Origin of the sequence: Acinetobacter sp. UBA801, from assembly GCA_002296655.1 — a bacterium.
GTDB lineage: Bacteria > Pseudomonadota > Gammaproteobacteria > Pseudomonadales > Moraxellaceae > Acinetobacter.
The window spans coordinates 1-25,554 of the sequence record DBIN01000036.1 but is presented as its reverse complement, the minus strand read 5'-3'; the positions used below and the strand labels follow the sequence as shown (position 1 = coordinate 25,554).

The window sequence follows — 25,554 nt, the reverse complement described above, 5'->3', positions numbered from 1 at the left end:
CTACTTCTGACATTAACTCTTCTTTCCACGCCATGAGAATTTGACGGAAATGTTCGAGTTTTCCTTCAGACATGTATTCTTCATTTTTTTTCGGCTGATAAGGTGCAATACCAAATAAGCTAGCTGTAGAACCGCCCTCTAAAGCCTTTGGCTTCGCCTTACGCACGCGTTTTGTAGCTTTTTCTTCTACAAGATCTGTTTGTTCGTCCAAGACTTGATTTTGGTTGTCATTCGCCATGTAGGGCATTCCTCATCATATGCGTAAGATTCATACGCGAAAAATATGGTGATATGCAAGTGTTTTTATCCACTCCCAAAGAACAATATTCGATCTTCGGGGGACGTCATCATATAGACTTTTTTTGATTATGGATAGTCTTTGATGTTTGGATGTGTTATCGCATTTTTTCGTTGAAGGCATAAAGTAAAGCAAAAGAAATAAAATGAAAAGTTAATAACCTGAAATTTCAAAATTTATTTGTTGTACGACATGCTCAACCCGATGTACTTGGGTGCTAAAACTGCCATCTGCATTCAAATGTAACACACGGTAACCTGGTGCTTCAGGCCCAAGAGCAAAGTGCTGGCTATGCGGTTTAAATTGCACGCAGGTTGAAGGTGTAGAGTAAAACTGAATCCCTTGCCATTCATTAAGTGAGTCTTGATGCACATGCCCGCACAATACCAATTTGACGTTGTTGTGTCGTGCCAATACATCAATTAAGGCTTCAGTATTTTTAAGTTTATGCTGATCAATCCAGTGGGACTGCATATCAAAAGGATGGTGATGACAGGCAATAATCACCTGCTGATGGGCATGTTGCTGTAAAAGCTGATCTAACTGTTGTAATTCTGCTGCATCCATCCAACCATCGATCCGACCTTTAACTGCAGTATTCAATAAAATGACACTCCAATTGCCTAATTCAATCGCATGAACTTGATTGGACTCTAAATGGAATGGGAAAACCGTTTCATCATCATGATTGCCTGGAATCTGGAAATGCGGTGTATTTAAAGTCTGCATAAACTGCAAATAACGTTGATAGGTTTCAGTAACGGGTATTTGTGCTAAATCGCCGGTATGGAAAATAGCATCAAGCTGTGGGTATTGCTGTTGAATATGGTGCATCACCGCATGAAAGCTACGTTCAGGATTCATATGCACAAACTCTAAATCTTCCTGATTCATGAGGTGCGTATCGGAAATTTGTACAATCGTCCAGCATTGCTGCTGATTGTTTGAGAATAAAGTCATGCCTGACCCCTTAGACATCCTTTACGGTTTTAATTTGTTGTTGTAACCATTGCAATGCCATAATGACAGGTGCATTTTTTAGCCGACCATTGGTCAACAAGTTTGGTATCTCCCGATAATCAATAATGTGTAATTGAATATTTTCTCCTTCATCAGGCATACCAAACACGCCACCTTCCTGTGGTAAGGTGGTGTTCGCACTATATAAGTGGAACAATTCTGCGCATGCCCCTGCAGATGGATAAAAACTGAATAAATGTTGTAATTCTTTTAACTCGCAGCCCGATTCTTCCAAAGCTTCACGACGAATACAGCTTTCAGGTGATTCATCACCATCTAGCACCCCTGCAATCACTTCGAGTTGCCAAGGCGAGTCGCAATCATCAATTGCACCAATGCGGAATTGTTCAATCAGGGCAAATTTTTGTTGTGCCGCATCATAAATAAGTACCCCAGCCGCTTCGGGGCGTTGAATGAGTTCACGCTGAAGGACTGGGGTATATGTGGTTTGATTAAACAAGCGATGACTCAGGCTTATTTTTTCAACCTGAATAAAACCACGATACATGTATTCACGTTGGTGAATCTGTGCATCGTGTTGGCCATAAGTTGCTTGTTGAATAATCTTCATAAACTCTCATCAGGATGAGCAAAGCATCATTTCATCCTAACTGAGATTTTATTGAATACAAACGCTTTTTAAACGATTTATAGCTTGTGGTACAATTTTTGACCATGTTCCTGATAGGCGGTTTTCATGGCTTTGAGACCTGATTCGACCTCTGCATCCACTTGCTCGGCTTTGTTCGCAGCATTTTGATTTTGTGCATAATCTCTCACGTTTTGCGTAATTTTCATTGAACAGAACTTTGGTCCGCACATTGAGCAAAAGTGTGCAGATTTGTGCGCTTCTTTCGGCATGGTTTCATCATGCATGCTGCGTGCGGTATCTGGGTCAAGGCTCAGATTAAACTGATCTTCCCAGCGGAATTCAAAGCGTGCTTTAGATAAGGCATTGTCACGTGCTTGTGCGCCTGGATGCCCTTTGGCAAGGTCAGCCGCATGTGCTGCAATTTTATAGGTGATGATGCCGTCTTTGACGTCTTTTTTATTCGGTAAACCTAAGTGTTCTTTCGGTGTGACATAGCACAGCATCGCAGTACCGTACCAACCAATCATCGCAGCACCAATGGCAGAAGTAATATGGTCATAACCCGGTGCAATATCTGTGGTTAATGGGCCGAGTGTATAGAATGGTGCTTCTTTACAGACTTCAAGTTGCAAGTCCATATTTTCTTTGACCATGTGCATTGGCACGTGCCCTGGGCCTTCAATCATCACTTGAACATCATGTTCCCAAGCACGATGAGTCAATTCACCCAAAGTCCGTAGTTCGCTGAATTGTGCTTCGTCGTTGGCATCCTGGATACACCCCGGACGTAAACCATCACCCAAGCTGAACGATACATCGTAAGCTTTCATGATTTCGCAGATTTCATCAAAGTGCGTGTAGAGGAAGTTTTCTTCATGATGCGCTAAACACCACTGCGCCATGATTGAACCGCCTCGTGATACAATACCTGTTAAGCGATTGGCCGTGAGTGGTACATAACGCAATAATACCCCTGCATGAATGGTGAAGTAGTCCACCCCTTGTTCAGCTTGTTCAATCAGGGTGTCTTTAAAGATTTCCCAAGTCAGGTCTTCAGCAACGCCGTTTACTTTTTCTAAGGCCTGATAAATAGGGACAGTACCAATTGGTACAGGTGAGTTGCGGATGATCCATTCACGGGTTTCATGGATGTTCTTACCTGTCGATAAGTCCATGATGGTATCTGCGCCCCAACGGGTCGCCCAAGTCATTTTTGCGACTTCTTCATCAATACTTGAACCCAGTGCCGAGTTGCCAATATTGGCATTGATTTTTACCAAAAAGTTGCGACCAATAATCATGGGTTCACATTCTGGATGGTTAATGTTGGCAGGAATAATTGCACGACCTTCAGCCACTTCCTGACGTACAAATTCAGGCGTGATTTCAGTTAGGTTTTTAGCCCCAAAATTTTGCCCTGGATGCTGACGCATATCGACACCTTCGCGTTGGCGTTGGTTTTCACGAATCGCGATATATTCCATTTCTGGAGTGATGATGCCTTGTTTAGCATAGTGCATTTGGGTGACGTTTTTACCCGCTTTGGCACGGCGCGGCTTTTGAATATGGGCAAAACGAATCTCTGCAGTCCGAATATCGCGTAAACGCTCTTGACCAAATGCAGAGCTAAGGGTTTCTAGTTTTTCGGTGTCTTGGCGCTCTTCAATCCAGCTGTCGCGGATGTTTGGCAAGCCTTTGTTTAGATCAATTTCAACATTTGGATCGGTATATACACCTGAAGTGTCATACACCATGAGCGGTGGATTGTGCTCACCGCCTAAACCTGTTGGAGTGTCGGTCAGTTCAATTTCACGCATTGGTACCTGAATGTCTGGGCGTGAGCCTTGAACATAGACTTTTTTTGATGCAGGCAAAATACGGGTTAAATCTTTGGCATCTTGCTCGTGTTGAGCAGAAATGTCAGCAGGGGATAGATTCGTTAATTGGTTCATTGCAATGATCCTGAAGAATGAAATCAACGAATCAAGCACGACCAAAAACATTGCAATTCAGTTGTTGAAACTTTTACAGCTCAACATTAACCGTGTGGCGGGGTTTTTAGGTGGCTTGATTCCTACGCAGGTTTTAACCTGATCAGGTTCAACGGTACTTGAGTTTAAATCTGTGTTGCAGGCCATTGAGCAAGCAACAAAGAATAGACACAATCTCAGCGAGGAATTACTCGCGCTCCGTCAAGCTGTATAAATAGTAGCACGTTGTCGGTATAAAAGCAGGCTTCACGTGGCTTTTATTCTCTGGCGCTTCATGACAAGTATTTGAGGCTTAAGCGACTCTGGACAATTAACTAGAAATGCAAATGGCGTCGCTAAAACAATCACGTTTTGTATGGATGGAAATGTTTTTTAAATTTAAATATTGATTCAACTGTGCATGGACCAAGGCATAATCACCGTATTCACGCTGTTCACGTGCAGTGGGCTGTACTGCAATTTCAGTGAGTCGTTGTTCACTGCTCATGTGTAAAAAAGCAAGGAATTTACGCGCTTGTTGGGTTAAGGGTGATTTTGGCAACTTTGCCAGTTTTTTAATTTCAAATAATACGGCGGGTTGGATACTGGATTCATCGACATAGTCCTGAGAAACAGGATTGTTGATTGTGCCTTTAAACAGCAGCATGGCATACACTTCGGCTAGATAACGTGCATCCCGTATAAAGTGACTTTTAGGATAACGCTGCAAGTAATCTTCCCAAAATAAGGCGCGTTCAGCCAAATCGGTAGCATCAAGGGTGAGTCCACCATCACGCAAGCTGTGCTGCATATTGTCTTTTGCCATTCTTTCAATAAAAATCTGCTCGGCATCGGGCATGTAGGGGGCAAAAATAATGGCTAAATATTGCGGGCTACGGCGATAAACCAACTGTGCTTCACCAGCATCGTATAGCTCTAAATAGGCTTGACCCTTATGTTTCAATAAATACTGATCGCGCAAAGCAAAGCTTTCAAAATGACTTTGCTGAATGGTCGGATGCTGCGCCAGATCAAAAGCATGTTGATCAAAAGCTGCTTGTTCTGCAGCGCTGCGTTCCACATGCAAAAAGCGTTGATACATTTGGGTTGAAAGGTTGAGTAAATTTAATTGCTCATTCAAAGGCAGCAAGGGTAGGCAGACTTTTAAATCTTGATTAATTTGTTCGAGCGCAAACGTGGTACGGGTATTGTCAATTTGCTGCATATTGTGCTGAATGTTTTCACACATTCGGGTCAAATCTACAGGTTCGCTGGGACTGGCCTGTACCTTTGGTGGTTCAGGTACAGGCGGAATATCCGAGTTTTGGCAGCCGAGTAAATACAGGCAACTGCCAAGCAGCAGGGCAAGTTTACTGACGTGAAGAAATTTAACCATTACAGCAATTCAACATGAGTATTCATTCATCATCTAGTGCCTTCATTTCAGGCACTATGGATTCCAAAAAATCAAAATAAGTCATTCATACCAAAATTCTAAATTTGAAATATCCGCTGTGAGGTACACAGTTTTAAAATTTTCGGTCAAAGGGAGAGTTTGCATTGTAAAGTCAAAGCCGCGGAGTAAATGTAGTATTCTGCTAGAGTTTAGTTACCTGCCTGTGAGTAAGCGCCATTTTATGCAGTCATTGTTAGCACATGTAAGGATTTATTTAAGTATTGCAATGAATTGAAATGATATGAAAAATTATCAAAATTAATGAAATTTATACGAAACAAATGCAAATTCGCTTTAGTATGGGCGGTGTAAAAATACATTGCAGTAGGATTGATGAATTTACACAGTGGGTTGATCGAATAATAATGAAAAAAATGATGTTAGTGACATGTTTATGTTGGATGAGTTCAAGTGCTTTTGCTTTGGACTTAATGCAAGCCTATCAGCGTGCTCAAAATAGCGATCCAACTTGGCGCGCACAACAATTACAATATCAGGCCGATCAATTAAATCTCGGGCTAGCGCAAGGCAATTTACTACCCACGGTGACTTTGTCAGGCAATATCACCCGTAAAAGTCAGGAAATGAGTCGAGTCAATATTGCTGACTTTCCAACTGATTCTTTAAGCAGTTCATCTTCAACTTCACGTCAAGTCGCGTTAACAGCACGTCAGCCTTTATTTCGTTGGGATGCTTGGCAAGCTTTAAAACAAGTCAAAACCTCCTTAAGTTTGAGTGAAGTCACCTTACGTTTGCAACAACAGCAACATATTTTGAATGTGTCGGAAGCGTATTTTAATGTGCTGCGACAACAGTCTTTAACCGCAGCATATTTACAAGAAGAACAAGCCTTGCTGGAACAGCTTAATATGATAAATGCCAAACTGCGCGAGGGTTTGGTCGCGAAAAGTGAAGTCAGTGAAGCCAATGCACAATATCAAAATGCACGGGCAAACCGGATTGGCACACATGTGCAGTTGGTTTTGGCACAAGAGCAGTTGGCACAATTAATTGGGCCGTATCAGGAAAGTTTGGCGGTTTTGCGAGATGACTTTCAATTTCAAAAACCTGTGCCTGAAAGTTTAGAGGCATGGTCGCAATTGGCACAAACTCAAAATTTAGCCATTCAGCAGGCACGTTTACAACGCCAATATGCTGAAGATGCACGTCGGGTTGAACAAGCAGCACGTTATCCGCAGGTGGAAGCTGTGGGCAGTTATGGTTATGCCAAACAAAGCCCTGAAAGTTTTATGTCACCCGATGGTCAGTTTGATCAGGTCGGGATTGAAATGAACTGGAATGTGTTTAGCGGTGGGCGGGTCAATAAAAATGTGCAAAAGGCAGCGGTTTTGGTACAAAAATCTGAAGCTGAATTAGATGCTGCAATTCGTAAAGCCCATACCGATGTGAAACAGGCGTATTTACAAGTCGAAACTGATCAAGCTAAATTGCAGGCGAGGCAGGCTGCAATGAATTCTGCAGATTTGGTGGCACGAGCATCTAAAGCGCAATATCAGGAAGGTTTAAAAACCATGGTAGATGTACTGTTGGCACAGCGCAACGCCTTTTCTGCCAAACAGGATTATCTCAATGCGCAATATGATTATTTAAAGCATGTGTTACAGCTAAAAGCAGCAGTCGGGCAATTGACCGAACAAGATGTGCAGGAAATGAATGCTTGGTTGATTCAGAAAGCCATATAAAATCATTTTGTCATCTACATAAGGTATGTTGTTTAAAAACGGAAACGATCAGACTTGAGAGTTTAGTGAGAAAATGTCATAAAAGCGTCATGATTGCTGTGCTTTAATATTTAATCATTGCGTCAGTCTATCCTTTTGTTGTGGAGAGTATTCCTTGAGTACGAATAATCCTGTGTTAAGTCACCATATTTCTTCTCAGTTCAATGAAGATTTGCAGGATGTAAATACCAAATTTATGACCATGGGCGGTTTGGTAGAACAGCAGGTTGCCAACTCAATTCATGCACTCTTGGATACTGATGCAGCGTTGGCGGTAGAAGTTCAGTTCCAAGATAATGCTGTCAACCGCATGGAAACCGAAATTGATGAAGCCTTAACTTTAATTTTGGCGCGCCGTCATCCTGCTGCAATTGACTTGCGTATGGTGATTGCCATGTCTAAAGCCATTACTGACTTAGAGCGTATTGGTGATGAAGCTGCAAAAATTGCCCGTATTGCTCAAAACTTATGTGAAGAAGGCGGTTCACCACGTGGCTATATGGAAACACGTCATATTGGTAACCAAGTGCGTGTCATGATTCATGATGCACTGGATGCTTTTGCGCGTTTAGATGTCGATCAGGCACTCAGTGTTTTACTTGCCGATGCTGATATTGACCGTGAATATCAATCCGCAACACGTACCCTGATGACGTATATGATTGAAGATCCGCGTCATATTTCACGTGTGATTAATGTGATGTGGGTTTTACGTTCATTAGAGCGTATTGGTGACCACGCACGAAATATTTCAGAACAAGTGATCTATATGGTTAAAGGTTTTGACGTACGTCATACCAGCGTCAAAGAAATTGAAGAAAAAGTACAGGAACGCTAAGTTCAGCTTTTTTGAATATTCAGCCTCATCGAACGATGGGGTTTTTTTGCTTAAAATTATTTTTGTTGATTTTGAGTAAGCTTTAAGATTTTGAAATAGCCTGAATTTTGGATAAAAAAAATCTCAGACTTTGGGGGAAATCTGAGATTGAAATGGAGAATACTTATTATAGTGAGAGATCATTGCTTATATCCTTGATAATAAGTATAGGAAAATCGCACTCAAGAATCATGTGGTTTATTGTAGTGGAATGTAGCGTTTTATATACAAATGTATTTTCAAATTACATTATTTTTAGTGTGATTGTTTTTAAGTTATTGTCTTTAAAATCAGTGATTCATCTATGTATCGATGTAGCATTGTGACTGTAAATTATACGTTTCAATCCAGAAGTAAAAATAGGAAATCAGCTTAACTTTTTGAATCTATTTTCATTTATTTAAAGTGTTGTTGCTGCAATCCATCATCAATAACGCCATAAAAAAAGAGCCTTGCTAAAGACTCTTTTAATTGTAAAACGAACAAGGTTTGAATTTTCTGAAAATGAAAAAACAGTACTTGGATTAGTTTTGAGGTTTTAAGCCTTCTGCGACTTCCAAGCTGGCATCATTGTTGAGAAACTTCTCACGTTGTTCTTCCAAAAACTTTTTCGCTTCAGGTTCAAACACATTCAAACGCTTTTCATTAATGAGCGTAGTTTGGTGTTTAAGCCATTCCTGCCAAGCCTGTTTAGATACCGTTTCAAGCAATTCTTGACCTTTGGCACCCGGAAAAGGAGCGAAATCCATCGCTTCCATTTCTGTTTGATATTTACGACAAAATACTAGTTTAGACATCTCTCACTTCCTGATTATGCGTAAAGTTGAGCAAGACGTGTTTGGGCACGTTCAATTGCCGCTGCAACTTGTGCAGGCGCCGTACCACCAATATGATCGCGTGCATTTACAGAGGCTTCAAGGGTTAGTGCTTTTTCAAATACATCGGCTTGAATCAAATCTGAGAATTGCTGTAATTGTTCTAGGCTAAGTTCAGACAAATCTTTGCCTTCTTGTACGCCCAATGCTACGGCTTTACCTACAATTTCATGTGCATCGCGGAATGCCACGCCATTTTTTACCAAGTAATCTGCAAGGTCAGTTGCCGTAGAGAAACCACGTAATGCAGCTTCACGCATTTCTGCAATATTGGGCACTAAAGCAGGAATCATATCGGCAAATGCCATGAGCGAGCCGCGTACGGTATCAATTGCATCAAACAAAGGTTCTTTGTCTTCTTGGTTGTCTTTGTTGTAGGCAAGCGGTTGACCTTTCATTAGGGTCAACAGGCTCATTAAATCACCATAAACACGACCTGTTTTACCACGTACCAATTCAGGTACGTCTGGGTTTTTCTTCTGCGGCATAATGGACGAGCCAGTACAGAAACGGTCTGGAATATTCACAAATTTAAACTGTGCCGATGTCCATAAAATTAGTTCTTCAGACATGCGCGATAAGTGCATCATAATTAAAGATGCAGCGGCATTAAACTCAATTCCGAAATCACGGTCTGATACGGCATCTAGCGAGTTTTCAGATACAGCTTCAAAGCCCAATAATTCTGCGGTAAAAGCACGGTCAATTGGGTAAGTAGTACCTGCCAAAGCAGCAGAACCTAAAGGCATGCGATTAACACGTTTGCGGCAGTCAATTAAACGCTCAGAGTCTCGTACCAGCATTTCAAACCACGCCATAAGGTGATGACCAAAAGTCACAGGCTGTGCGGTTTGTAAATGGGTAAAACCAGGCATGATGGTGTGCGTGTTTTTGGCTGCCAAGCTCAAAATACCGTGTTGTAATTTTTTTAATAATTCTAAGATGGCATCAATTTCGTCACGGACATACAAGCGAATATCGGTTGCTACTTGGTCATTGCGACTACGACCTGTATGTAATTTTTTACCTGTAATGCCAATACGCTGAGTAAGACGTGATTCGATGTTCATGTGGACATCTTCAAGGTCAATACGCCATTCAAATTGACCTGCTTCAATTTCAGCCTGAATGGTATTTAAACCTTGAATAATATCGTCACGCTCTTGAGTTGTAAGTACGCCTACTTTGGCAAGCATCGTCGCATGCGCAATTGAGCCAGCAATATCTTGTTTATAAAAGCGTTGGTCAAATTGAACAGATGCTGTAAATTCAGCAACAAAAGCATCAGTCGCTTCAGAGAAACGACCGCCCCACATACCCGAAGTTTGGGCTTGTGACGGATTTGAGGAATTAGAAGATGTGGTCATATCGGCTCAATAAAGTAAAAAGCGGTGATTTGGACAAGAGTATAACAAATTCAGATTCACTTGCCGAAGAACAAGCCAATCAAACTTATGCTGATACACAGGCAGAACAACATGAGATGTATTTTTTTACGAAAATAGGGCGTTGGCAATATCTAATTGAATTATTTATTGGCAGTAATGTTTTGGCGATGGTCTTGGCATTGGCTGAGGCACAAGGTTGGCACGGATTAAGTTTTGCTCGGGTGCTGCAATACGTGCTCTATATCAATTGGGTGGTGTTGTGTTTTACTGCCTTGGTAGAGTTTTTTCAGGCGCATTTTTTACGTATGGGCTTGAGCTTATCTTTTTTGGTCAGTTTTTTGCTGCTGCAAGGCATCGTGTTGCTGACCACGCTCAGTTTAAATACCTTGTTGCATTTTGGACAAAACTTTCATCTACAACAATTTGATATAGATGATCTGCTACATGGCGTTGGACTGCATTTGAGTTATGGCGTGTTATTGGGCGCATTTTGCTTTCGTTATATTTATGTGCGTGAACAAGCGATTCAGCAACGGCACAGTGAATTACAAGCGCGGGTACATGCCATGCAGGCACGTATTCATCCACATTTTCTGTTTAATAGTTTAAATAATGTGATTAGTCTCATTGCCATAGATCCCGATAAGGCCGAGCAAATGTTGCTCAATTTGTCGCGTTTATTTCGTGCCAGTTTCCAAGAATTAAAACTGGTTAGCCTGAAAGATGAGATCGAACTTTGCCAGCGATATTTAGACATTGAACAAATTCGTTTAGGCGAACGCCTGAGCGTAGAGTGGAAAATTGAACAACCGCAACTGCTCAGTCAGGTACAAATTCCCTTATTAACTTTACAACCCTTATTAGAAAATAGTATTTTTCATGGAGTTGAAAAAGTTTTAGCAAAGAGTAAGATAAGTATATTGATTGAAATATTGCAGAACCAAGTCAATATTGTCATTACAAATCCGTATGTCAGCGATAAAATAAATTTAAAACAAGGACACGGTATTGCACTACAAAACGTGAAGCAGCGTTTACAGGCTTATTATGGACGTAGTGTCGCTTTTCAAAGTTATGCGGGGAAAGGTATGTACACCACGGTTTTGCAATATCGCTATAAATAAAAACATGTAATTGTTCTGATTTTTCTTAACTTGATAAAAATAAAGTATTCAAATGAAAAGGAGGGGAAATGGACATCCTAATTTGTGATGATGAGCCTCTAGCAAGAGAGCGATTATCACGTTTGGTCACTCAATTGGGGCATCATGTAGTGGCAACGGCAGCTCATGGGCAACAGGCGATTGAACTGGCAGATGAACATCGGCCGGATGTCATATTACTAGATATTCAAATGCCGGGAATGGATGGTTTAAGTTGCGCTCAACATTTGCGTGAGCTTGACCCAATGCCAGCCATTGTGTTTTGTACCGCCTACGATAGACATGCACTCGAGGCATTTAAGTCCCATGCGGAAGGCTATTTGTTGAAACCTATTATGCAACAGGAATTGCAACAGGTTTTAGATCATTTAACAAAACTCACGCAAGCGCAGATGAGTCATTTAAAACAAAAAGAAAATATGGACGAATTTAAAATAAAACGTCACCAAATTGCTGCGAAAACTTATCGTGGTGTAGAGTTGGTGCCTATAGAAAATATCTATTATTTTTTAGCCGATCAGAAATATGTCACGGTGCGTCATAAAAATGGCAGTATCTTGATTGATGAAACGCTGAAAGATTTAGAAAGCGAATTTGGTGATCAATTTATTCGGATTCACCGAAATGCTTTGGTCTCGATTCAGTTTTTGGAGGGGCTAGAAGTGGTCAATTCAGGACAGTATCAGGTGCGTTGCCGCGAGCTAAATGAGCGTTTGGCTGTTAGCCGAAGACATTTACCTTTATTACGAGAACGCATCCAAAAACTCTAGTTGGTCAGTCTCATCGCAGATGAATACGCAACAGATTGATAAATCGGCAAAGAAATAGACTTGCATTTTTAGGGGATCAGGTTAAGTTTAGATGAACTTATTTATCTTGCTTAGCCATTATGATGAAAACCCTGAAAATTGCTACTCGACAAAGCCCACTTGCGTTATGGCAGGCTGAACACATTCGTGCCCGCTTAGAGGCGATGCATGCCGATTTAACTGTTGAGTTGGTGACTTTTGTTACACAGGGCGATAAAATTTTAGATACCCCACTGGCAAAAATTGGGGGGAAAGGCTTATTTGTCAAAGAATTAGAAGCTGCATTAATGGATGGGCGTGCCGATTTAGCCGTACACTCCATGAAAGATGTACCCATGGCATTGCCTGAAGGTCTGAGCTTGGCGGTCATTTGTGAGCGAGAGGATCCGCTCGATGCCTTTGTATCGAATCATTATGCCAGTTTTGCAGATTTACCACAGGGCGCTAAAGTCGGAACCTCAAGCTTGCGCCGCAAATGTCAAATTTTAAAAGCACGTCCAGATTTAGAGATTATTGATTTACGTGGCAATGTGGGCACGCGCCTGTCTAAGCTAGATGATGGTCAGTATGACGCAATTATTTTAGCCAGCGCAGGATTAAAACGTTTGGGCTTGGCAGAGCGTATTCGCCATACCATTCAGCCTGCGGTGAGCTTACCTGCAGTGGGGCAAGGAGCTTTGGGGCTGGAATGTCGTAGCCAAGATCAGGCGGTGCTGGATTTGATTTTGCCGTTAATGCATGCCGAAACCAATGTGTGTGTACGTGCCGAACGTGCTTTTAATGCTTACTTAGAAGGCGGTTGTCAGGTACCCATTGCAGGCTATGCAACTTTGCAGAATGGTCAATTGCAAATTGAAGGTCGTGTTGGCAGTGTCGATGGACAAACCATTCTTAAAGCTGTGCAATATGGCGCACCTGAACAGGCTGAAATGCTAGGTGAAGAATTGGCAAAAGCTTTATTGGCACAAGGTGCGGGTGAATTACTTAAAGCCTTGTATCAATAGTCCATATTGCGCCAGAAGCCCATGCTATTCATTAATACCCGACCTCAAGATCGTGCAGAGGCCTTAACTCAGGCTTTACAACAACAGCATGTTGAGGTCATTGACTTGCCCTTGTTGCAGCTTTCTGCACAGCCGTGGTCAGAGCCACTGGCTAATTTATACACCCAGTTGCCACACACGCATATTATTGTGGTGGTTAGCCCTACTGCTGTCGATATTGGGATGGAATATTTAGCCCAAAGCCAAATATCCTTGCAGGATTTGCAACATATACGTTGGGTGGCTGTGGGTGAGAAAACTGCAGAAGTTTTACGCGGATATGGTGTTCATAGCGAAGTTCCGCAGGTTGAAACTTCCGAAGGGATGTTGAGTTTGCCGTGTTTGCAAAATTTAAAAGTCGGCACACAAATTGCCTTTTGGCGTGGTGAAGGTGGTCGGCAATTTATGATGCAAACGCTGCTTGATCAAGGCATGCAGGTACATAATTTTGTGTTGTATAGGCGGGAATGTCCAGCCAGTTCTATTGAAAAAATGCTGGCAGTACGCGCACGTTTAATACAATCTTCAGAATTTATCATGATGATTAGCAGTGAAGCCAGTTGGTTAAACTGGCTGAGCTTGATTCAGCAGGATTTTGATTTACTGAACAAAGGTTATTATTGGGTATTGGGTGATCGTTTAGAGAAAATTTTGCTCGATTATCAAACGCAACATCATACAAAATATAAAGTATTGAAGTTGACCCATTTAAAAACAGAATTAATATTGCAGTACATGATGCGCATGCAAGGAAAGCTATGAAAAAACTGGTTGTGATCGTGGTGTTGATTGCTTTGATCTGGATCGTCAAATTAAGTTTTGATGTGATGCAAATTTCGGCGCAACAACAGCAACTCAGTCAAAGTTTGCATCTTGTAGAAAAAACCAATGCCAATTTAAATGATCAATTGGTGGCTTTACAACGCCGTAATTATACCCAAGATGCAGCAGAACAGTCCGCAGTATCCAGCGCTGTACCGCAAGAAGATGCTATTCAACCAATGGAGATGGTAGCGCGGCAATTGGACTTGGTGGAATTTTCCTTACAGCAACAGCAATTTCACTATGCAACCGAAATGCTGGAAAATTTAGACCGTGAGTTAAACGAATATGCTTTAGCGCCAGCTTTGAAACAAAGTTTGCATCAAGTTATTCAGCAAGATCAGAAACAAATTCAACAATTTATAACAACACGCGATGCACAATATCAACAAGTGAGTCAGTTGTTGCAACAGTTAGATCAACAATTAAAACAGCAAGTTCAACAACCTGAGATGAACCCTGCTGATGTCGATGATCGTTATTTTTGGCAAAAATGGCTGAGTATTGAATCAGCCAAGCAACCTGCAACACAGTTGATGCAGCGCCAGATTATTTTAAAAGAGGCACAATTGCGTCTATTGCTTGCTCGACAAGTATTTATGCAAGGCCAATACGTGCAATATCAACAAGAAGTGAATGACATTATTCAGTTATTACAACAATTGCCTGATCAGAAAGCACAGCAATTGGTTCAGCAATTAGAAAAAATTAAAAACTTAAATATCGTTCCAGCGCCAAGTTTAAAAACGCGTGCTTTATTGGGAGCGGTATAAATGAAACAGATTTTACTCGCCTATGTGGTGGTCAGTATTGTACTGATTGCTTTGCTGAGCGTACTGAGTTATGGGTATGGTTCAGGCTATGTTTATGTGTATTGGCGCGAATGGCAATTGCAAACCAATATTTGGTTGTTGTTGTTCTTTTTCTTGTCGATCAGTGTTTCGCTACAAATTTTATGGTTGTTGTTAAAGCGCTATTTTAGCCGTGAGCAGCGTAAGGTTGAAACAGTATTTAACTTTAAAAATCTGCATCCTTATGAGCAATTGGCGGTCATTTGGTTGCTAGATGCTGCTGAAGATCAACACCAGTTTATTCGACAGGTCTTTGCTCAGTCGGGTTTGCTCAAAGGGGTGATGGAAGCACGTATGTACTCCATTCAACAGCAATATCCGCAAGCGTTGGATGCATTAAATCAAAGCAGTGCTATGGCATTTGAATTGGCAGAAATACAGCGTATTGAAATTTATTTAGCGCAGCAGCAACCTGAACAAGCTTTGACACATTTAGAGTTTCTGAATCAGCAAGAATTATCGCCGTGGTTATTTAAAGTCAAAACGGCTTATCAAAAGCGTTTAGTTGCTTTGTGGGGTGAGTTTGCCACGAAATATCCTTGGCATTATTTACGTTCGACCAAATACGGGCATTTAGATGCAGACACCAAACAAAAGTGGCTGACCGAGTTGTTAACACAATTTGAGCAGGCCGATGCAGAAAATTTACAGGCCTTGCAGCAGCGTTATTGCGATTTGGGGGAGCAGATTTTCAGTCAGCCTTATGCCATTCAGGTGTTGTGGTTGAAGTTGTTATCGCGTTTGCCTGATTTAGCCGCACAACATGAACGTCTTGCGGTACATATGTTGAGTGAACAGTTTAATCAGGAAGTGTTTTATTTATGGTTTCAACATCAGTTGTTAAAACAGCAACCCGATTATGCAAAAATTGAACAGCAAATAAATTTATGGGAACAGAAATATCCTGTATTACCTGTATTTAGTTTTGCTAAATGGCATATTTTTATGGCAACAGCACGTTATTCAGAAGCCGAACAATTACTGGATTTATATCCCGAACACGTATTAATGAGTTATTTAAGAGTTAAATCTAATTTAAAAGATCAGCCTGAATTATTAAAACAGTTAAATTTAATCTTTGAAAATAATTCTAATTTTGTCGAAATTAAAATTTAAAGGTGAGTTGTGTTAACACTAGCAGATTATCCAATTGTTTTTGAGCAGCGTGTCGCATGGGGAGATATGGATGCTTTTGGGCATGTCAATAATGTGATCTATTACCGTTATATCGAAAATGCGCGTTTATATTATTTGGACCATTTAAAAATTTTACAGCAAGATGTTTTGACTGTGATTGCCTCAAATCAGTGCAAATATATACGTCCTGTGGTTTATCCTGATATTTTAAAAATTGGCGTTCGGGTAGAAGAGTTGCGTAATAGTGCCATGCGTATGCATTATTTAATTTACAGTGAAGTACAGCAAATGGTGGTGGCAGAGGCAGATGCAGTGATTGTATGTGTGGATTGCGTCAATATGCAAAAAACCTTAATCCCTGAAAATGTGCGCGTGGGTATTCATAAAATAGAAAAAACCGTACAGCATATTCTTGATTAAATCTTAATAATCAGTTCATAATATGTCCGACTGTTATTTATATGTAGAGTAGTGGGGTTTTTATTGACGCTTCGGTTTGATAAAAATAGAATGAATCTGCTTAATTTAATAACTGAATATAAAAAGCATAGTTTTGGAGTAAGTATGATGCCTGATATTAGTAATTTGTCTGTAGAACAGTTAAAGCATTTACAAGCGGAAGCGGAAGCATTAATTGCAACGAAAAAAGATCAAGCTATTGAAGATGCCTATAATCAAATTTTAGCGATTGCAGACAATTTGGGTTTAAGCATTGAGCAGATTTTGGAAGTTGGCGAAAGCAAGCGTAAGAAAAGCCCGCGTAAAACTGTAGCGCCACGTTATCGTAGCAAAACAAACCCTACAGATACTTGGACTGGTCGTGGTAAAAAACCACGCTGGTTAGTCGCTGAATTAGAAAAAGGCGCAAAACTTGAAGATTTTCTAATCTAAGCTTCATCAATTTGTCATTGATTTGACTTAGAGTTCAAAAACCAAGCAATACAGCTTGGTTTTTTTATCGGTATAAATTGGCGATGCCGAAAAAGTGTGCATAATGTGTGAGTGTTATAAAAGTCATTCATAGAAAAATTAGTAAGGTTGGTCGTGGTGGCATGATAAAGAAACCCAAATACATCACGTGGTGGATTTTCGCCCTCATTGCATTTTTGTTTTTTGTGTTGTTACAAATTCCAGCAGCGTGGTTAATTTCAAAATTTTATAAAAACAATCAGACCTTACATAATGTGAGTGGTAATATTTGGAAAGGACAAGCCGATTGGCATAAAGGACAGTTACGTGGCTCTTTAAGTTGGAATACACGTCCTTTAGATTTAGTTTTATTGCGTGTCGCTGCCGATGTTGAAGTGCATAGTGGCAATACTAAACTCGAAGGCATTGTTGGCTATCGTTTTGGCAGTGTCTTGGTGCAATCCTTAGATGGGCAAGTTGCGCCAGAAACCTTAAAAAGTATTGTAGACTGGCAGTGGCCAAGTAATGCTATTCAACTTAAAGACATTCATTTGAATTTTAAAAAACAACAAGGCTTCACTAAAAGCAAAGGACAATTGCAGTGGGCGGGTGGGGAATTGCTGTATCGTTTTGCTCAACGCCAAGACCGTATGAGTATCCCTGCGTTAAAAGGCAGCTTGTCTGATGAAAATGGCAAACTGTTATTTGATATTCGCGATCAACGTGAACAAAAAATGCTGAATATTGCGCTTGATCAAAGCTTGATGCTAGATGTACAACTTACACAACGCTTATTGATGAACATTGCCTCTTATGAGGGCAAAGCGGGCTTAGATACCTATGTAATCAGTACTCGCCAACCTCTATTAAAAGGAGGTTTCTAATGCGTACACTCTCTGAACGATTGGAGAATTTGCACTGGAAGCAGTTTGATCGTGCTGCGCCTGTACTTTTAACTTTTTTGATTTTGTATCTATGTTGGAAACTGGCGAGTTTATTTTGGTGGGTTGTTGCGCCGCCTCAAGTCATGCAAATTGATCGGGTAGAGTTAGGTTCACAGCAACCACAAATCCCGAATATTTCATCCTTTGCATTGTTTCAAGAACTTGGGCACAGCAACACTGTCGATGATCAATTAAATATGACCTTGCAAGGTGTGGTGGTTGGGCAGCCGAGTCAGTTTTCTTCTGCGGTCATTAAAGTGAATGACGTGGCAGAGCGCTACCGTGTTGGCGATGTGATTGATTCGAGTCAGTACCAATTGGCAGAAGTCTATTGGGATCGGGTGATTTTACGTCATAGCAGTGGTGCAACGCGTGAAGTGTTGTTTAAGGGCATCGAAAATGGTTTAAATCAACCTATTTTGCCTTCAATCTTAAGTGGTAATCAAGCTCCTGTAACTACACCTACGCAGTCCATACAACCGAATAACGCCATTGGACAGGCAGTGCAGCGCATACAGGAAGATCGCGAACAATATTTAAAAGAGATGGGTGTTGAGGCAAATACGGGCAATGGTTATGAAGTGACCACACGTACGCCAGCCGCTTTAAGAAATAAATTGGGTTTACAGCCAGGTGACCGTATTTTGTCTTTAAATGGGCAGAGTGTCGGGCAAGGGCAAAACGATGCGCAGTTATTGGAACAAGCGCGTCGTGAAGGTCAGGTGAAATTAGAAATAAAACGTGGTGATCAAGTGATGACCATACAACAAAATTTTTAAATGGATCGGCATCTTACCAACATGCAGAGACATATTTAGGGTTAGGAAACACAGTAGATTATGGCTTTATTGAATCATGAGCGTCCATTTTGGGCATTACTGGCTGCTGCACCGCTTGTTGCAATGGTGAGTACTGCGAGTCATGCGCAAACCTGGAAAATTAATTTACGTGATGCGGACTTAACTGCATTTATTAATGAAGTGGCCGATATTACGGGCAAGAACTTTGCAGTCGATCCGCGTGTGCGTGGCAATGTCACGGTGATTTCCAACAAAGCCTTGAATAAAAATGAAGTCTATGACCTATTTTTAGGGGTGTTGAATGTGAATGGTGTGGTAGCTATTCCATCAGGCAATACCATTCGCCTTGTACCTGACAGTAATGTCAAAAGCTCAGGTATTCCTTATGACAGCCGTCAAAATGCGCGTGGTGACCAAATTGTAACGCGGGTCATTTGGCTGGAAAATACCAATGCCAATGACCTGATTCCTGCCTTGCGTCCGCTCATGCCGCAATTTGCGCATTTGTCTGCTGTCGGGGGTACTAATGCCTTAATCGTGTCAGATCGTGCCAGTAACATTTATCAGTTAGAAAGCATTATCCGTAATCTAGATGGTACGGGGCAAAATGACATTGAAGCGATTAGCCTGCAATCCAGTCAAGCCGAAGAAGTCATTGGCTTGCTTGAGTCGATGAGTTCGACAGGGGCAGCGAAAGATGTTAAAGGTTCGCGTGTGCGTATTGTGGCGGACAACCGTACCAATCGTATTATCATCAAAGGCGATACCGCAACACGTAAACGCATTCGTCAAATGATTGAAATGATGGATGTGCCTGCGGCAGATCGTTTGGGTGGTTTGAAGGTTTTTCGCTTGAAATATGCCAGTGCACAGAATTTAGCAGAAATATTGCAAGGTCTGGTTTCAGGACAGGCGGTGAGCAGCAGCGCTAATGCAAATAGCAGCAGTAACAACAACAGTGCTAGTAATTTAAGCAGCACCAATAACAACACAGGCAATTCATCGACCATTTCTACCCCAAGTATTAATTTGGGTGGCAGCTCGAATAGCAACAATCAAAACAACATCACCAGTTTTAATGGTAATGGCGTCAGTATTATTGCCGATGGTTCGCAAAATGCTTTGGTGGTCAAAGCCGATCCGCAGTTGATGCGTGAAATTGAATCGGCCATTCAGCAACTAGATACCCGTCGTCAACAAGTGTTGATTGAAGCTGCGATTATAGAAGTGGAAGGTACCGATGCCGACCAATTGGGTGTGCAGTGGGCATTGGGCGATTTAAGCAGCGGTATCGGTCTAATTAATTTTGACAATATTGGTGCAAGTTTAAAAAATGTTGCTGCAGGCTATTTAACTGGCGGTGCAGCAGGAGCAGGCAGTGCGATTGGTGCAGGTACATCTTTGGTTTTGGGTGATTATCGCGAAGGTTCTGATGGTTCACGCAAACTTTATGGTGCGATGATTCAGGCCTTGAAAGAAAAAACCAAATCCAATTTATTGTCTACGCCATCTATTGTGACTATGGACAATGAAGAAGCCTATATTGTGGTTGGTGAAAACGTTCCTTTTGTAACAGGTTCATTATCTACCAATGGCGGTGTGGCAAATCCGTATACCACCATTGAGCGTAAAGATGTCGGGGTGACTTTAAAAGTGGTGCCACATATTGGTGAAGGCGGAACACTACGCTTGGAAGTTGAGCAAGAAGTGTCGGATGTCAAAGCCAATAAAGGTCAGGCGCAGGATTTAGTCACCAGTAAACGTGCAATTAAAACTTCGATTTTGGCTGAACATGGGCAAACCATTGTCTTAGGTGGCTTAATTTCGGATAACTCGATTTATAGTCGTCAGGCTGTGCCAGGTTTGGGGGCTATTCCAGGGTTAGGGCGTTTATTCCGCTCAGATGGTCAATCTAATCAAAAACGTAATTTATTAATTTTTATTCACCCAACGATTGTGGGTGATAGTCAGGACATCCGCCGTATTTCGCAGCAGCGTTATAGCCAATTGTATAGTCTTCAATTGGCGATGGATACTGATGGTAGCTTTGCCAAACTGCCTGAAAATGTTAGCGATGTCTATCAGCAGCGTTTGCCTGTCTCTCGCGTTGCGCCGCAAACAGGAACTTATCAAACACTGCCGTCAGCAGTGCCTGCAAACCGTGCAGCAACGGTGGTGAGCACCCCTGTTGCGATTGAACCTGCGGTACAGCGTCAAGGTGTAGTTTTGCCGCAGCAGGAAGTCAGTAAAACTAAAAATACAGTCACCACAACCACAATTCGCGCTACACCTTAATCGTATCCTACGCAGATTGTGGTTAAGGGCATGTTATGATGTCTTCAAATCACACGAGAGAAGTTATTTATGACTTGGAAAATACAAGCAATTAGCGGTGAATTTACTGGCCAAGAAATTAGTATCGACCGTGATATGTTGGTGGGGCGTCATCAAAGTGCAGATTTAGTGCTGCAATCGGCAGAAATTTCACGTAAACATGCGGCTTTTTTACTCAAAGAACAGGTACTGTATGTGCAAGATTTAAATTCTTCCAACGGCACTTTTGTCAATGATTTACGCATTGCCGATGAAACCTTACTTAAAGAAGGTGATATCGTCCAATTTGCCAGCTTAAAGTTTTCAGTATTTGCGCCTGCGGTTGAATTGGAACATGCGGCAGATGTCGCCGAAACTGCTGAAAAAGTCACAGCACAAACAGAAAAAACACCTGCACAGCAAATGAACGAGCAGGGAATGCCTGAATTGAATCAACGTGACAGTTCTGTGCAATTAAACCGTGATGGTATGCCGCAAGGCGTGGCAGTACCAAAACCAGCACCTATTCCAGAAGGTGTGGATATTCATGCAGTTCAAGCAGAGCCAACACCTGTGCCTGTCGAACAGCCTGTTTCTCGTGTGGAGCAAGAGAAAGAACAGCAGAAAAATGCCTCTGTGGGTTTAATTTCACTAATCGTGTTGGTGATTTTAGCTATTTTGGCATGGGTATTGTTTAAATAAGCGACCTTTGCTTTACAATCAAGGCATGCGATCGCATGCCTTTGTTTATTTAGGGGGAAGAATGTCTATTGCACAGCTTGATACGCGTCAAGTCATTTTATTTGATTTAGATGGCACCTTAGTCGACTCCGCGACGGATTTATATCGTGCCATGAACATGAGTTTAAATGCGCTGCAACTGCCTTTGGTAACACTGGAGCAAGTCCGAACTTGGGTGGGTAAGGGAACTGCGGTATTTTGCAATAGTGTCTTATCGCACTTAATGGGTGAAGTTCATCCTGAACAGCAACAACAGCTACTGAACACCTTCTTAGAAATTTATAATGCCGATCCGTGTATCGACACACAACCTTTTCCGGGCATTATTGAATTTTTAGAGTGGGCAAAAGCACAACAAAAAATCTTAGTTTGTGTGACCAATAAACCTGAACAACCATCTCGCGCCATTGTAGAAGCATTAGAGATGCAACATTATTTTGATGATGTGATTGGTGGAGATCGTTTTGAGGAGCGAAAACCCCATCCGCGTCAATTGCTGCATTGTGTGGAACATTATCAAGTGGAGAAGTCTCAAGTCTTGATGATTGGTGATTCTTCTAATGATGTTGAAGCCGCGCGTCGAGCGGGTATTGATTGTATTGTGGTCAGCTACGGCTATAATCATGGTGAGCCGATTGCCAATTGTCAGCCACAACAAATTGTGGATAATTTAACTGAATTGTTAAATATTTAAGATTCAAAAATCAAATAATTTCACGCGAATTGCTATGCTAATTGCTATAAAGGATATCAAAAATGAGTCAGGCTGTAATGCCCATATTTCGATGGCGACGCTAGTCAATCTACAACCGTCCTTCACTTCGTCTTATCGAAAACATTGCTACATCGAAATATAGAGAGCTTCACATGACCACTCAGCCCCAATTTGAACAACTTAAAGCAGCAGGCTATAACCTCATTCCTGTATATCGTCAGCGTTTGGCTGATACCGAAACTCCTTTGTCGGTATTTGCGCGTTTGAAGCAGCATCAACAAGCTTATTTGTTTGAGTCTGTAGAAGGTGGTGAAAACTGGGCACGTTATTCAATTATTGGTTTGGGTGAATCTACAGTTTTCTCATGCAATGCGGGTGAGCTCACCATTCAGCATGCCGATGGTTCAATCGAAAAACAAACTTGTGCGCAGCCGTTTCAGTATATCCGCGATTTTCAAGCGCAGTTTAAAGTGCCTACGCAAGCCGACTTGCCTGAGTTGCCAAATTTTACAGGCGGTTTGGTTGGTTATTTTGGTTACGATGCGGTACGTTATATCGAACCGCGTTTAAAAAACGTGCCTGCAGCAGATCCAGTCGGTTTGCCTGATATTTGGATGATGTTGTCTAAAACAGTCATCGTGTTTGATAACTTAAAAGATACCTTGTTCTTAATTGTGCATGCCGATGCAGCGCAGGCAGATGCTTATGACAAGGCACAACAACAACTCGATGCACTAGAAGAAATTTTAGCAACCCCGATTAGTCTAAAAGCAGAAAAACATACGCCACCACATTTTGAATCGCTTACAGGCAAAGAAAAATTCTTGGCGACCATTGATACCGTCAAAGAATACATTCGTGCAGGCGATGTTATGCAAGTGGTGCCTGGACATCGCATGGTGTCAGATTTCGATGGTGAGCCGTTACAGGTTTATCGTGCTTTGCGCCATCTCAACCCATCGCCGTACTTATTCTTGGTACAAGGCAAAACTTTGGGCGATGATCAGCCGTTTCATATTGTCGGCTCATCACCTGAAATTTTATCGCGTTTGGAAAATGGTATTGCCACTGTGCGTCCTTTAGCAGGTACACGCCCGCGCGGTAAAACCAAAGAAGAAGATTTGGCACTTGAGCAAGATTTGTTGTCGGATGAAAAAGAAATTGCCGAACACTTAATGCTGATTGACTTGGGGCGTAATGATGTCGGGCGTATCGCCAAAATTGGTAAAGTACAAGTCACCGATCAAATGGTGATCGAGCGTTATTCGCATGTCATGCATATTGTGTCCAATGTGCAAGGTGAGGTACGCGATGATGTTGATGCTTTGGATGTTTTTCAGGCAACCTTTCCTGCAGGGACGCTTTCTGGGGCGCCAAAAATTCGTGCCATGGAAATTATTGATGAAGTTGAGCCTGTAAAACGTGGTGTTTTTGGTGGCGCTGTCGGTTATTTAGGCTGGCATGGTGAAATGGATATGTCGATTGCGATTCGTACCTGTGTTATTCGTCACAATAAGGTCTATGTGCAGGCAGGTGCAGGTCTAGTTGCGGACTCAAATCCTGAATCTGAATGGAATGAAACCCAAATAAAAGCTCGTGCAGTGATCAAAGCGGTTGAATTATCATCAAATGGATTGATTTTGTGAGTTTTTAGCGTTTTTTTTAAAAAAAACACTTGCACGGATTTCAAGTTTTGCTAAACTGCACACCGTTCCGATACGAAACGTACGAAACACTAAGAAGCGCCGGCATAGCTCAGTTGGTAGAGCAACTGACTTGTAATCAGTAGGTCCACAGTTCGAATCCGTGTGCCGGCACCATCTTAGAGAGTTTAGATTGTTAAGTAAAGAACAAACACTGAGTAAGTGTGAAAATGGTGGGATTCCCGAGCGGTCAAAGGGAGCAGACTGTAACTCTGCCGCGTAAGCTTCGAAGGTTCGAATCCTTCTCCCACCACCATTAACTTCGATAGAAGTGGTAATTACCAACATAGATGCGGGAGTAGCTCAGTTGGTAGAGCGGCAGCCTTCCAAGCTGCATGTCGCGAGTTCGATCCTCGTCTCCCGCTCCATCGAAGGATTTATCGCTCTTATAGCTCAGTGGTAGAGCACTCCCTTGGTAAGGGAGAGGTCTCGAGTTCAAATCTCGATAAGAGCTCCAGATACAGTTTAGCGATTATTCGCACAAATTTTTTAAAAAGCAGGCTTATTAGTCTGCTTTTCAAGTATTAGGTGTCTAGTTTTTTAGGCGATATGTCGGGGCAGAGTTTTACTCAGCATTGTGTTCGACGTAAACGAGGAAGATGAACATGGCTAAGGCTAAGTTTGAACGTAATAAGCCACACGTTAACGTGGGCACAATCGGTCACGTTGACCATGGTAAAACAACTTTAACAGCTGCAATTGCAACTGTATGTGCAAAAAAATTCGGTGGTGAAGCGAAAGACTACGCTGCAATCGACTCTGCACCAGAAGAAAAAGCACGTGGTATTACAATTAATACTTCTCACGTAGAATACGACTCTCCAACTCGTCACTACGCGCACGTAGACTGCCCAGGCCACGCTGACTATGTTAAAAACATGATCACTGGTGCTGCTCAGATGGATGGTGCGATCCTTGTATGTGCTGCGACTGACGGTCCAATGCCACAAACTCGTGAACACATCCTTCTTTCTCGTCAGGTAGGTGTACCTTACATCGTTGTATTCTTGAATAAATGTGACCTTGTAGACGACGAAGAGCTTCTTGAGCTAGTTGAAATGGAAGTTCGTGAACTTCTTTCTACTTACGACTTCCCAGGTGATGACACTCCAGTTATCCGTGGTTCAGCGCTTCTTGCGCTTAACGGCGACGCTGGTCAATATGGTGAAGCTGCAGTTGAAGCGCTTGTTGAAGCGCTTGACACTTACATCCCAGAGCCAGTACGTGCAATCGACCAAGCATTCTTGATGCCAATCGAAGACGTATTCTCTATTTCTGGTCGTGGTACAGTAGTAACTGGCCGTGTTGAAACTGGTATCGTGAAAGTAGGCGAAGAAGTTGAAATCGTAGGTATCAAAGACACAGTTAAAACAACTGTAACTGGCG

General features: G+C 41.9%; 24 protein-coding genes, 4 tRNA genes, 1 pseudogene and 1 riboswitch. Of the genes and pseudogenes, 22 read left to right on the top strand and 7 right to left on the bottom strand.

Annotated elements, in window-relative coordinates; genetic code table 11:
• The 4 genes and pseudogenes from B2W49_RS07275 to thiC all read right to left on the bottom strand — a co-directional run.
• A pseudogene (locus tag B2W49_RS07275) lies at positions 1-238 on the bottom strand (RNA polymerase-binding protein DksA); the annotation flags it as partial.
• A gap of 213 nt (positions 239-451) precedes the next feature.
• Positions 452-1,258 carry a 3',5'-cyclic-AMP phosphodiesterase gene (gene cpdA / locus B2W49_RS07270; protein WP_291337803.1) on the bottom strand — a complete coding sequence of 269 codons (807 nt, stop codon included), beginning with the start codon at positions 1,256-1,258 and terminating at the stop codon, positions 452-454.
• Between the two features lie 10 nt (positions 1,259-1,268).
• Positions 1,269-1,889 carry an NUDIX domain-containing protein gene (locus tag B2W49_RS07265; protein ID WP_291337802.1) on the bottom strand — a complete coding sequence of 207 codons (621 nt, stop codon included), beginning with the start codon at positions 1,887-1,889 and terminating at the stop codon, positions 1,269-1,271.
• A gap of 77 nt (positions 1,890-1,966) precedes the next feature.
• Positions 1,967-3,862, bottom strand: coding sequence for a phosphomethylpyrimidine synthase ThiC (gene thiC, locus B2W49_RS07260; protein WP_291337801.1), 1,896 nt, complete (start codon positions 3,860-3,862; stop codon positions 1,967-1,969).
• Positions 3,863-3,866: 4 nt separating this feature from the next.
• Here thiC and B2W49_RS07255 point away from each other — a divergent pair, with 4 nt between their 5' ends.
• Positions 3,867-4,004 carry a hypothetical protein gene (locus B2W49_RS07255; RefSeq protein WP_291337800.1) on the top strand — a complete coding sequence of 46 codons (138 nt, stop codon included), beginning with the start codon at positions 3,867-3,869 and terminating at the stop codon, positions 4,002-4,004.
• Positions 3,965-4,112, bottom strand: a riboswitch (TPP riboswitch). It overlaps the preceding gene by 40 nt.
• Positions 4,113-4,211: 99 nt before the next feature.
• Here the strand turns inward: B2W49_RS07255 and B2W49_RS07250 are convergent.
• Entirely contained in the window at positions 4,212-5,276 is a 1,065-nt protein-coding gene (locus B2W49_RS07250; RefSeq protein WP_291337799.1) for a hypothetical protein, read from the bottom strand.
• Positions 5,277-5,701: 425 nt separating this feature from the next.
• On the opposite strand from B2W49_RS07250, the gene B2W49_RS07245 reads away from it, so the two are divergent.
• Both B2W49_RS07245 and phoU read left to right on the top strand, forming a co-directional pair.
• On the top strand, positions 5,702-7,039 hold the full coding sequence (locus B2W49_RS07245) for a TolC family outer membrane protein (RefSeq protein WP_291337798.1): 1,338 nt from the start codon (positions 5,702-5,704) through the stop codon (positions 7,037-7,039).
• A gap of 154 nt (positions 7,040-7,193) precedes the next feature.
• Positions 7,194-7,916, top strand: coding sequence for a phosphate signaling complex protein PhoU (gene phoU / locus B2W49_RS07240; protein ID WP_291337797.1), 723 nt, complete (start codon positions 7,194-7,196; stop codon positions 7,914-7,916).
• Between the two features lie 563 nt (positions 7,917-8,479).
• Here the strand turns inward: phoU and B2W49_RS07235 are convergent.
• A complete protein-coding gene (locus tag B2W49_RS07235) occupies positions 8,480-8,752 on the bottom strand; it encodes an oxidative damage protection protein (RefSeq protein ID WP_291337796.1) in 273 nt (90 codons plus the stop codon).
• A 14-nt stretch (positions 8,753-8,766) separates the two neighbouring features.
• Positions 8,767-10,197 carry an argininosuccinate lyase gene (argH, locus tag B2W49_RS07230; protein ID WP_291337795.1) on the bottom strand — a complete coding sequence of 477 codons (1,431 nt, stop codon included), beginning with the start codon at positions 10,195-10,197 and terminating at the stop codon, positions 8,767-8,769.
• Here argH and B2W49_RS07225 point away from each other — a divergent pair.
• The 19 genes from B2W49_RS07225 to B2W49_RS07135 all read left to right on the top strand — a co-directional run.
• On the top strand, positions 10,188-11,342 hold the full coding sequence (locus B2W49_RS07225; RefSeq protein ID WP_291337794.1) for a sensor histidine kinase: 1,155 nt from the start codon (positions 10,188-10,190) through the stop codon (positions 11,340-11,342). The genes argH and B2W49_RS07225 overlap by 10 nt on opposite strands.
• A 68-nt stretch (positions 11,343-11,410) precedes the next feature.
• The gene (locus B2W49_RS07220) at positions 11,411-12,151 is read left to right on the top strand and encodes a LytR/AlgR family response regulator transcription factor (RefSeq protein WP_291337793.1); all 741 of its coding nucleotides are present in this window, start codon (positions 11,411-11,413) and stop codon (positions 12,149-12,151) included.
• Positions 12,152-12,273: 122 nt separating this feature from the next.
• On the top strand, positions 12,274-13,194 hold the full coding sequence (gene hemC / locus B2W49_RS07215; protein ID WP_291337804.1) for a hydroxymethylbilane synthase: 921 nt from the start codon (positions 12,274-12,276) through the stop codon (positions 13,192-13,194).
• A gap of 21 nt (positions 13,195-13,215) precedes the next feature.
• Positions 13,216-13,995, top strand: a complete 780-nt coding sequence (locus tag B2W49_RS07210; protein WP_291337792.1) for a uroporphyrinogen-III synthase — start codon at positions 13,216-13,218, stop codon at positions 13,993-13,995.
• Positions 13,992-14,828: a hypothetical protein gene (locus B2W49_RS07205; protein WP_291337791.1), complete on the top strand. Its 837-nt coding sequence runs from the start codon at positions 13,992-13,994 to the stop codon at positions 14,826-14,828. The genes B2W49_RS07210 and B2W49_RS07205 overlap by 4 nt, the downstream gene beginning before the upstream one ends.
• Complete coding sequence (locus tag B2W49_RS07200; protein ID WP_291337789.1) at positions 14,829-16,022, top strand: heme biosynthesis protein HemY; 1,194 nt, start codon at positions 14,829-14,831, stop codon at positions 16,020-16,022.
• Between the two features lie 9 nt (positions 16,023-16,031).
• Entirely contained in the window at positions 16,032-16,463 is a 432-nt protein-coding gene (locus B2W49_RS07195) for an acyl-CoA thioesterase (RefSeq protein WP_291337787.1), read from the top strand.
• 144 nt (positions 16,464-16,607) lie between these two features.
• Complete coding sequence (locus B2W49_RS07190) at positions 16,608-16,934, top strand: H-NS family nucleoid-associated regulatory protein (RefSeq protein WP_180112339.1); 327 nt, start codon at positions 16,608-16,610, stop codon at positions 16,932-16,934.
• A gap of 161 nt (positions 16,935-17,095) precedes the next feature.
• The gene (gene gspN / locus B2W49_RS07185; protein WP_291337781.1) at positions 17,096-17,836 is read left to right on the top strand and encodes a type II secretion system protein N; all 741 of its coding nucleotides are present in this window, start codon (positions 17,096-17,098) and stop codon (positions 17,834-17,836) included.
• A complete protein-coding gene (locus B2W49_RS07180) occupies positions 17,836-18,675 on the top strand; it encodes a type II secretion system protein N (RefSeq protein WP_291337779.1) in 840 nt (279 codons plus the stop codon). Before gspN ends, B2W49_RS07180 begins: the two co-directional genes overlap by 1 nt.
• 60 nt (positions 18,676-18,735) lie before the next feature.
• Positions 18,736-20,991 carry a type II secretion system secretin GspD gene (gspD, locus tag B2W49_RS07175; protein ID WP_291337776.1) on the top strand — a complete coding sequence of 752 codons (2,256 nt, stop codon included), beginning with the start codon at positions 18,736-18,738 and terminating at the stop codon, positions 20,989-20,991.
• A gap of 69 nt (positions 20,992-21,060) precedes the next feature.
• Positions 21,061-21,711, top strand: coding sequence for an FHA domain-containing protein (locus B2W49_RS07170; protein ID WP_291337774.1), 651 nt, complete (start codon positions 21,061-21,063; stop codon positions 21,709-21,711).
• A gap of 61 nt (positions 21,712-21,772) precedes the next feature.
• Complete coding sequence (locus B2W49_RS07165; RefSeq protein ID WP_291337772.1) at positions 21,773-22,444, top strand: phosphoglycolate phosphatase; 672 nt, start codon at positions 21,773-21,775, stop codon at positions 22,442-22,444.
• Between the two features lie 173 nt (positions 22,445-22,617).
• The gene (trpE, locus tag B2W49_RS07160; protein ID WP_291337771.1) at positions 22,618-24,111 is read left to right on the top strand and encodes an anthranilate synthase component I; all 1,494 of its coding nucleotides are present in this window, start codon (positions 22,618-22,620) and stop codon (positions 24,109-24,111) included.
• A gap of 98 nt (positions 24,112-24,209) precedes the next feature.
• Positions 24,210-24,285: transfer RNA gene (locus B2W49_RS07155), tRNA-Thr, on the top strand.
• A 55-nt stretch (positions 24,286-24,340) separates the two neighbouring features.
• A tRNA-Tyr gene (locus B2W49_RS07150) sits at positions 24,341-24,424 on the top strand.
• 36 nt (positions 24,425-24,460) lie between these two features.
• A tRNA-Gly gene (locus B2W49_RS07145) sits at positions 24,461-24,536 on the top strand.
• Between the two features lie 14 nt (positions 24,537-24,550).
• A tRNA-Thr gene (locus tag B2W49_RS07140) sits at positions 24,551-24,625 on the top strand.
• Between the two features lie 148 nt (positions 24,626-24,773).
• A partial coding sequence (locus B2W49_RS07135; RefSeq protein ID WP_291337769.1) for an elongation factor Tu occupies positions 24,774-25,554 on the top strand: 781 nt, incomplete at its 3' end.

What these genes read in the sequence shown, in the direction of transcription:
- hemC (WP_291337804.1), top strand. Translation starts at nt 12,274, where the DNA reads ATGAAAACCCTGAAAATTGCTACTCGACAAAGCCCACTTGCGTTATGG.
- B2W49_RS07170 (WP_291337774.1), top strand. Translation starts at nt 21,061, where the DNA reads ATGACTTGGAAAATACAAGCAATTAGCGGTGAATTTACTGGCCAAGAA.
- B2W49_RS07245 (WP_291337798.1), top strand. Translation starts at nt 5,702, where the DNA reads ATGAAAAAAATGATGTTAGTGACATGTTTATGTTGGATGAGTTCAAGT.
- argH (WP_291337795.1), bottom strand. Translation starts at nt 10,197, where the DNA reads ATGACCACATCTTCTAATTCCTCAAATCCGTCACAAGCCCAAACTTCG.
- B2W49_RS07250 (WP_291337799.1), bottom strand. Translation starts at nt 5,276, where the DNA reads ATGGTTAAATTTCTTCACGTCAGTAAACTTGCCCTGCTGCTTGGCAGT.
- B2W49_RS07255 (WP_291337800.1), top strand. Translation starts at nt 3,867, where the DNA reads ATGATCCTGAAGAATGAAATCAACGAATCAAGCACGACCAAAAACATT.
- B2W49_RS07235 (WP_291337796.1), bottom strand. Translation starts at nt 8,752, where the DNA reads ATGTCTAAACTAGTATTTTGTCGTAAATATCAAACAGAAATGGAAGCG.
- B2W49_RS07205 (WP_291337791.1), top strand. Translation starts at nt 13,992, where the DNA reads ATGAAAAAACTGGTTGTGATCGTGGTGTTGATTGCTTTGATCTGGATC.
- B2W49_RS07225 (WP_291337794.1), top strand. Translation starts at nt 10,188, where the DNA reads ATGTGGTCATATCGGCTCAATAAAGTAAAAAGCGGTGATTTGGACAAG.
- thiC (WP_291337801.1), bottom strand. Translation starts at nt 3,862, where the DNA reads ATGAACCAATTAACGAATCTATCCCCTGCTGACATTTCTGCTCAACAC.
- B2W49_RS07265 (WP_291337802.1), bottom strand. Translation starts at nt 1,889, where the DNA reads ATGAAGATTATTCAACAAGCAACTTATGGCCAACACGATGCACAGATT.
- B2W49_RS07190 (WP_180112339.1), top strand. Translation starts at nt 16,608, where the DNA reads ATGATGCCTGATATTAGTAATTTGTCTGTAGAACAGTTAAAGCATTTA.
- B2W49_RS07180 (WP_291337779.1), top strand. Translation starts at nt 17,836, where the DNA reads ATGCGTACACTCTCTGAACGATTGGAGAATTTGCACTGGAAGCAGTTT.
- B2W49_RS07210 (WP_291337792.1), top strand. Translation starts at nt 13,216, where the DNA reads ATGCTATTCATTAATACCCGACCTCAAGATCGTGCAGAGGCCTTAACT.
- cpdA (WP_291337803.1), bottom strand. Translation starts at nt 1,258, where the DNA reads ATGACTTTATTCTCAAACAATCAGCAGCAATGCTGGACGATTGTACAA.
- B2W49_RS07220 (WP_291337793.1), top strand. Translation starts at nt 11,411, where the DNA reads ATGGACATCCTAATTTGTGATGATGAGCCTCTAGCAAGAGAGCGATTA.
- trpE (WP_291337771.1), top strand. Translation starts at nt 22,618, where the DNA reads ATGACCACTCAGCCCCAATTTGAACAACTTAAAGCAGCAGGCTATAAC.
- gspN (WP_291337781.1), top strand. Translation starts at nt 17,096, where the DNA reads ATGATAAAGAAACCCAAATACATCACGTGGTGGATTTTCGCCCTCATT.
- B2W49_RS07200 (WP_291337789.1), top strand. Translation starts at nt 14,829, where the DNA reads ATGAAACAGATTTTACTCGCCTATGTGGTGGTCAGTATTGTACTGATT.
- B2W49_RS07165 (WP_291337772.1), top strand. Translation starts at nt 21,773, where the DNA reads ATGTCTATTGCACAGCTTGATACGCGTCAAGTCATTTTATTTGATTTA.
- gspD (WP_291337776.1), top strand. Translation starts at nt 18,736, where the DNA reads ATGGCTTTATTGAATCATGAGCGTCCATTTTGGGCATTACTGGCTGCT.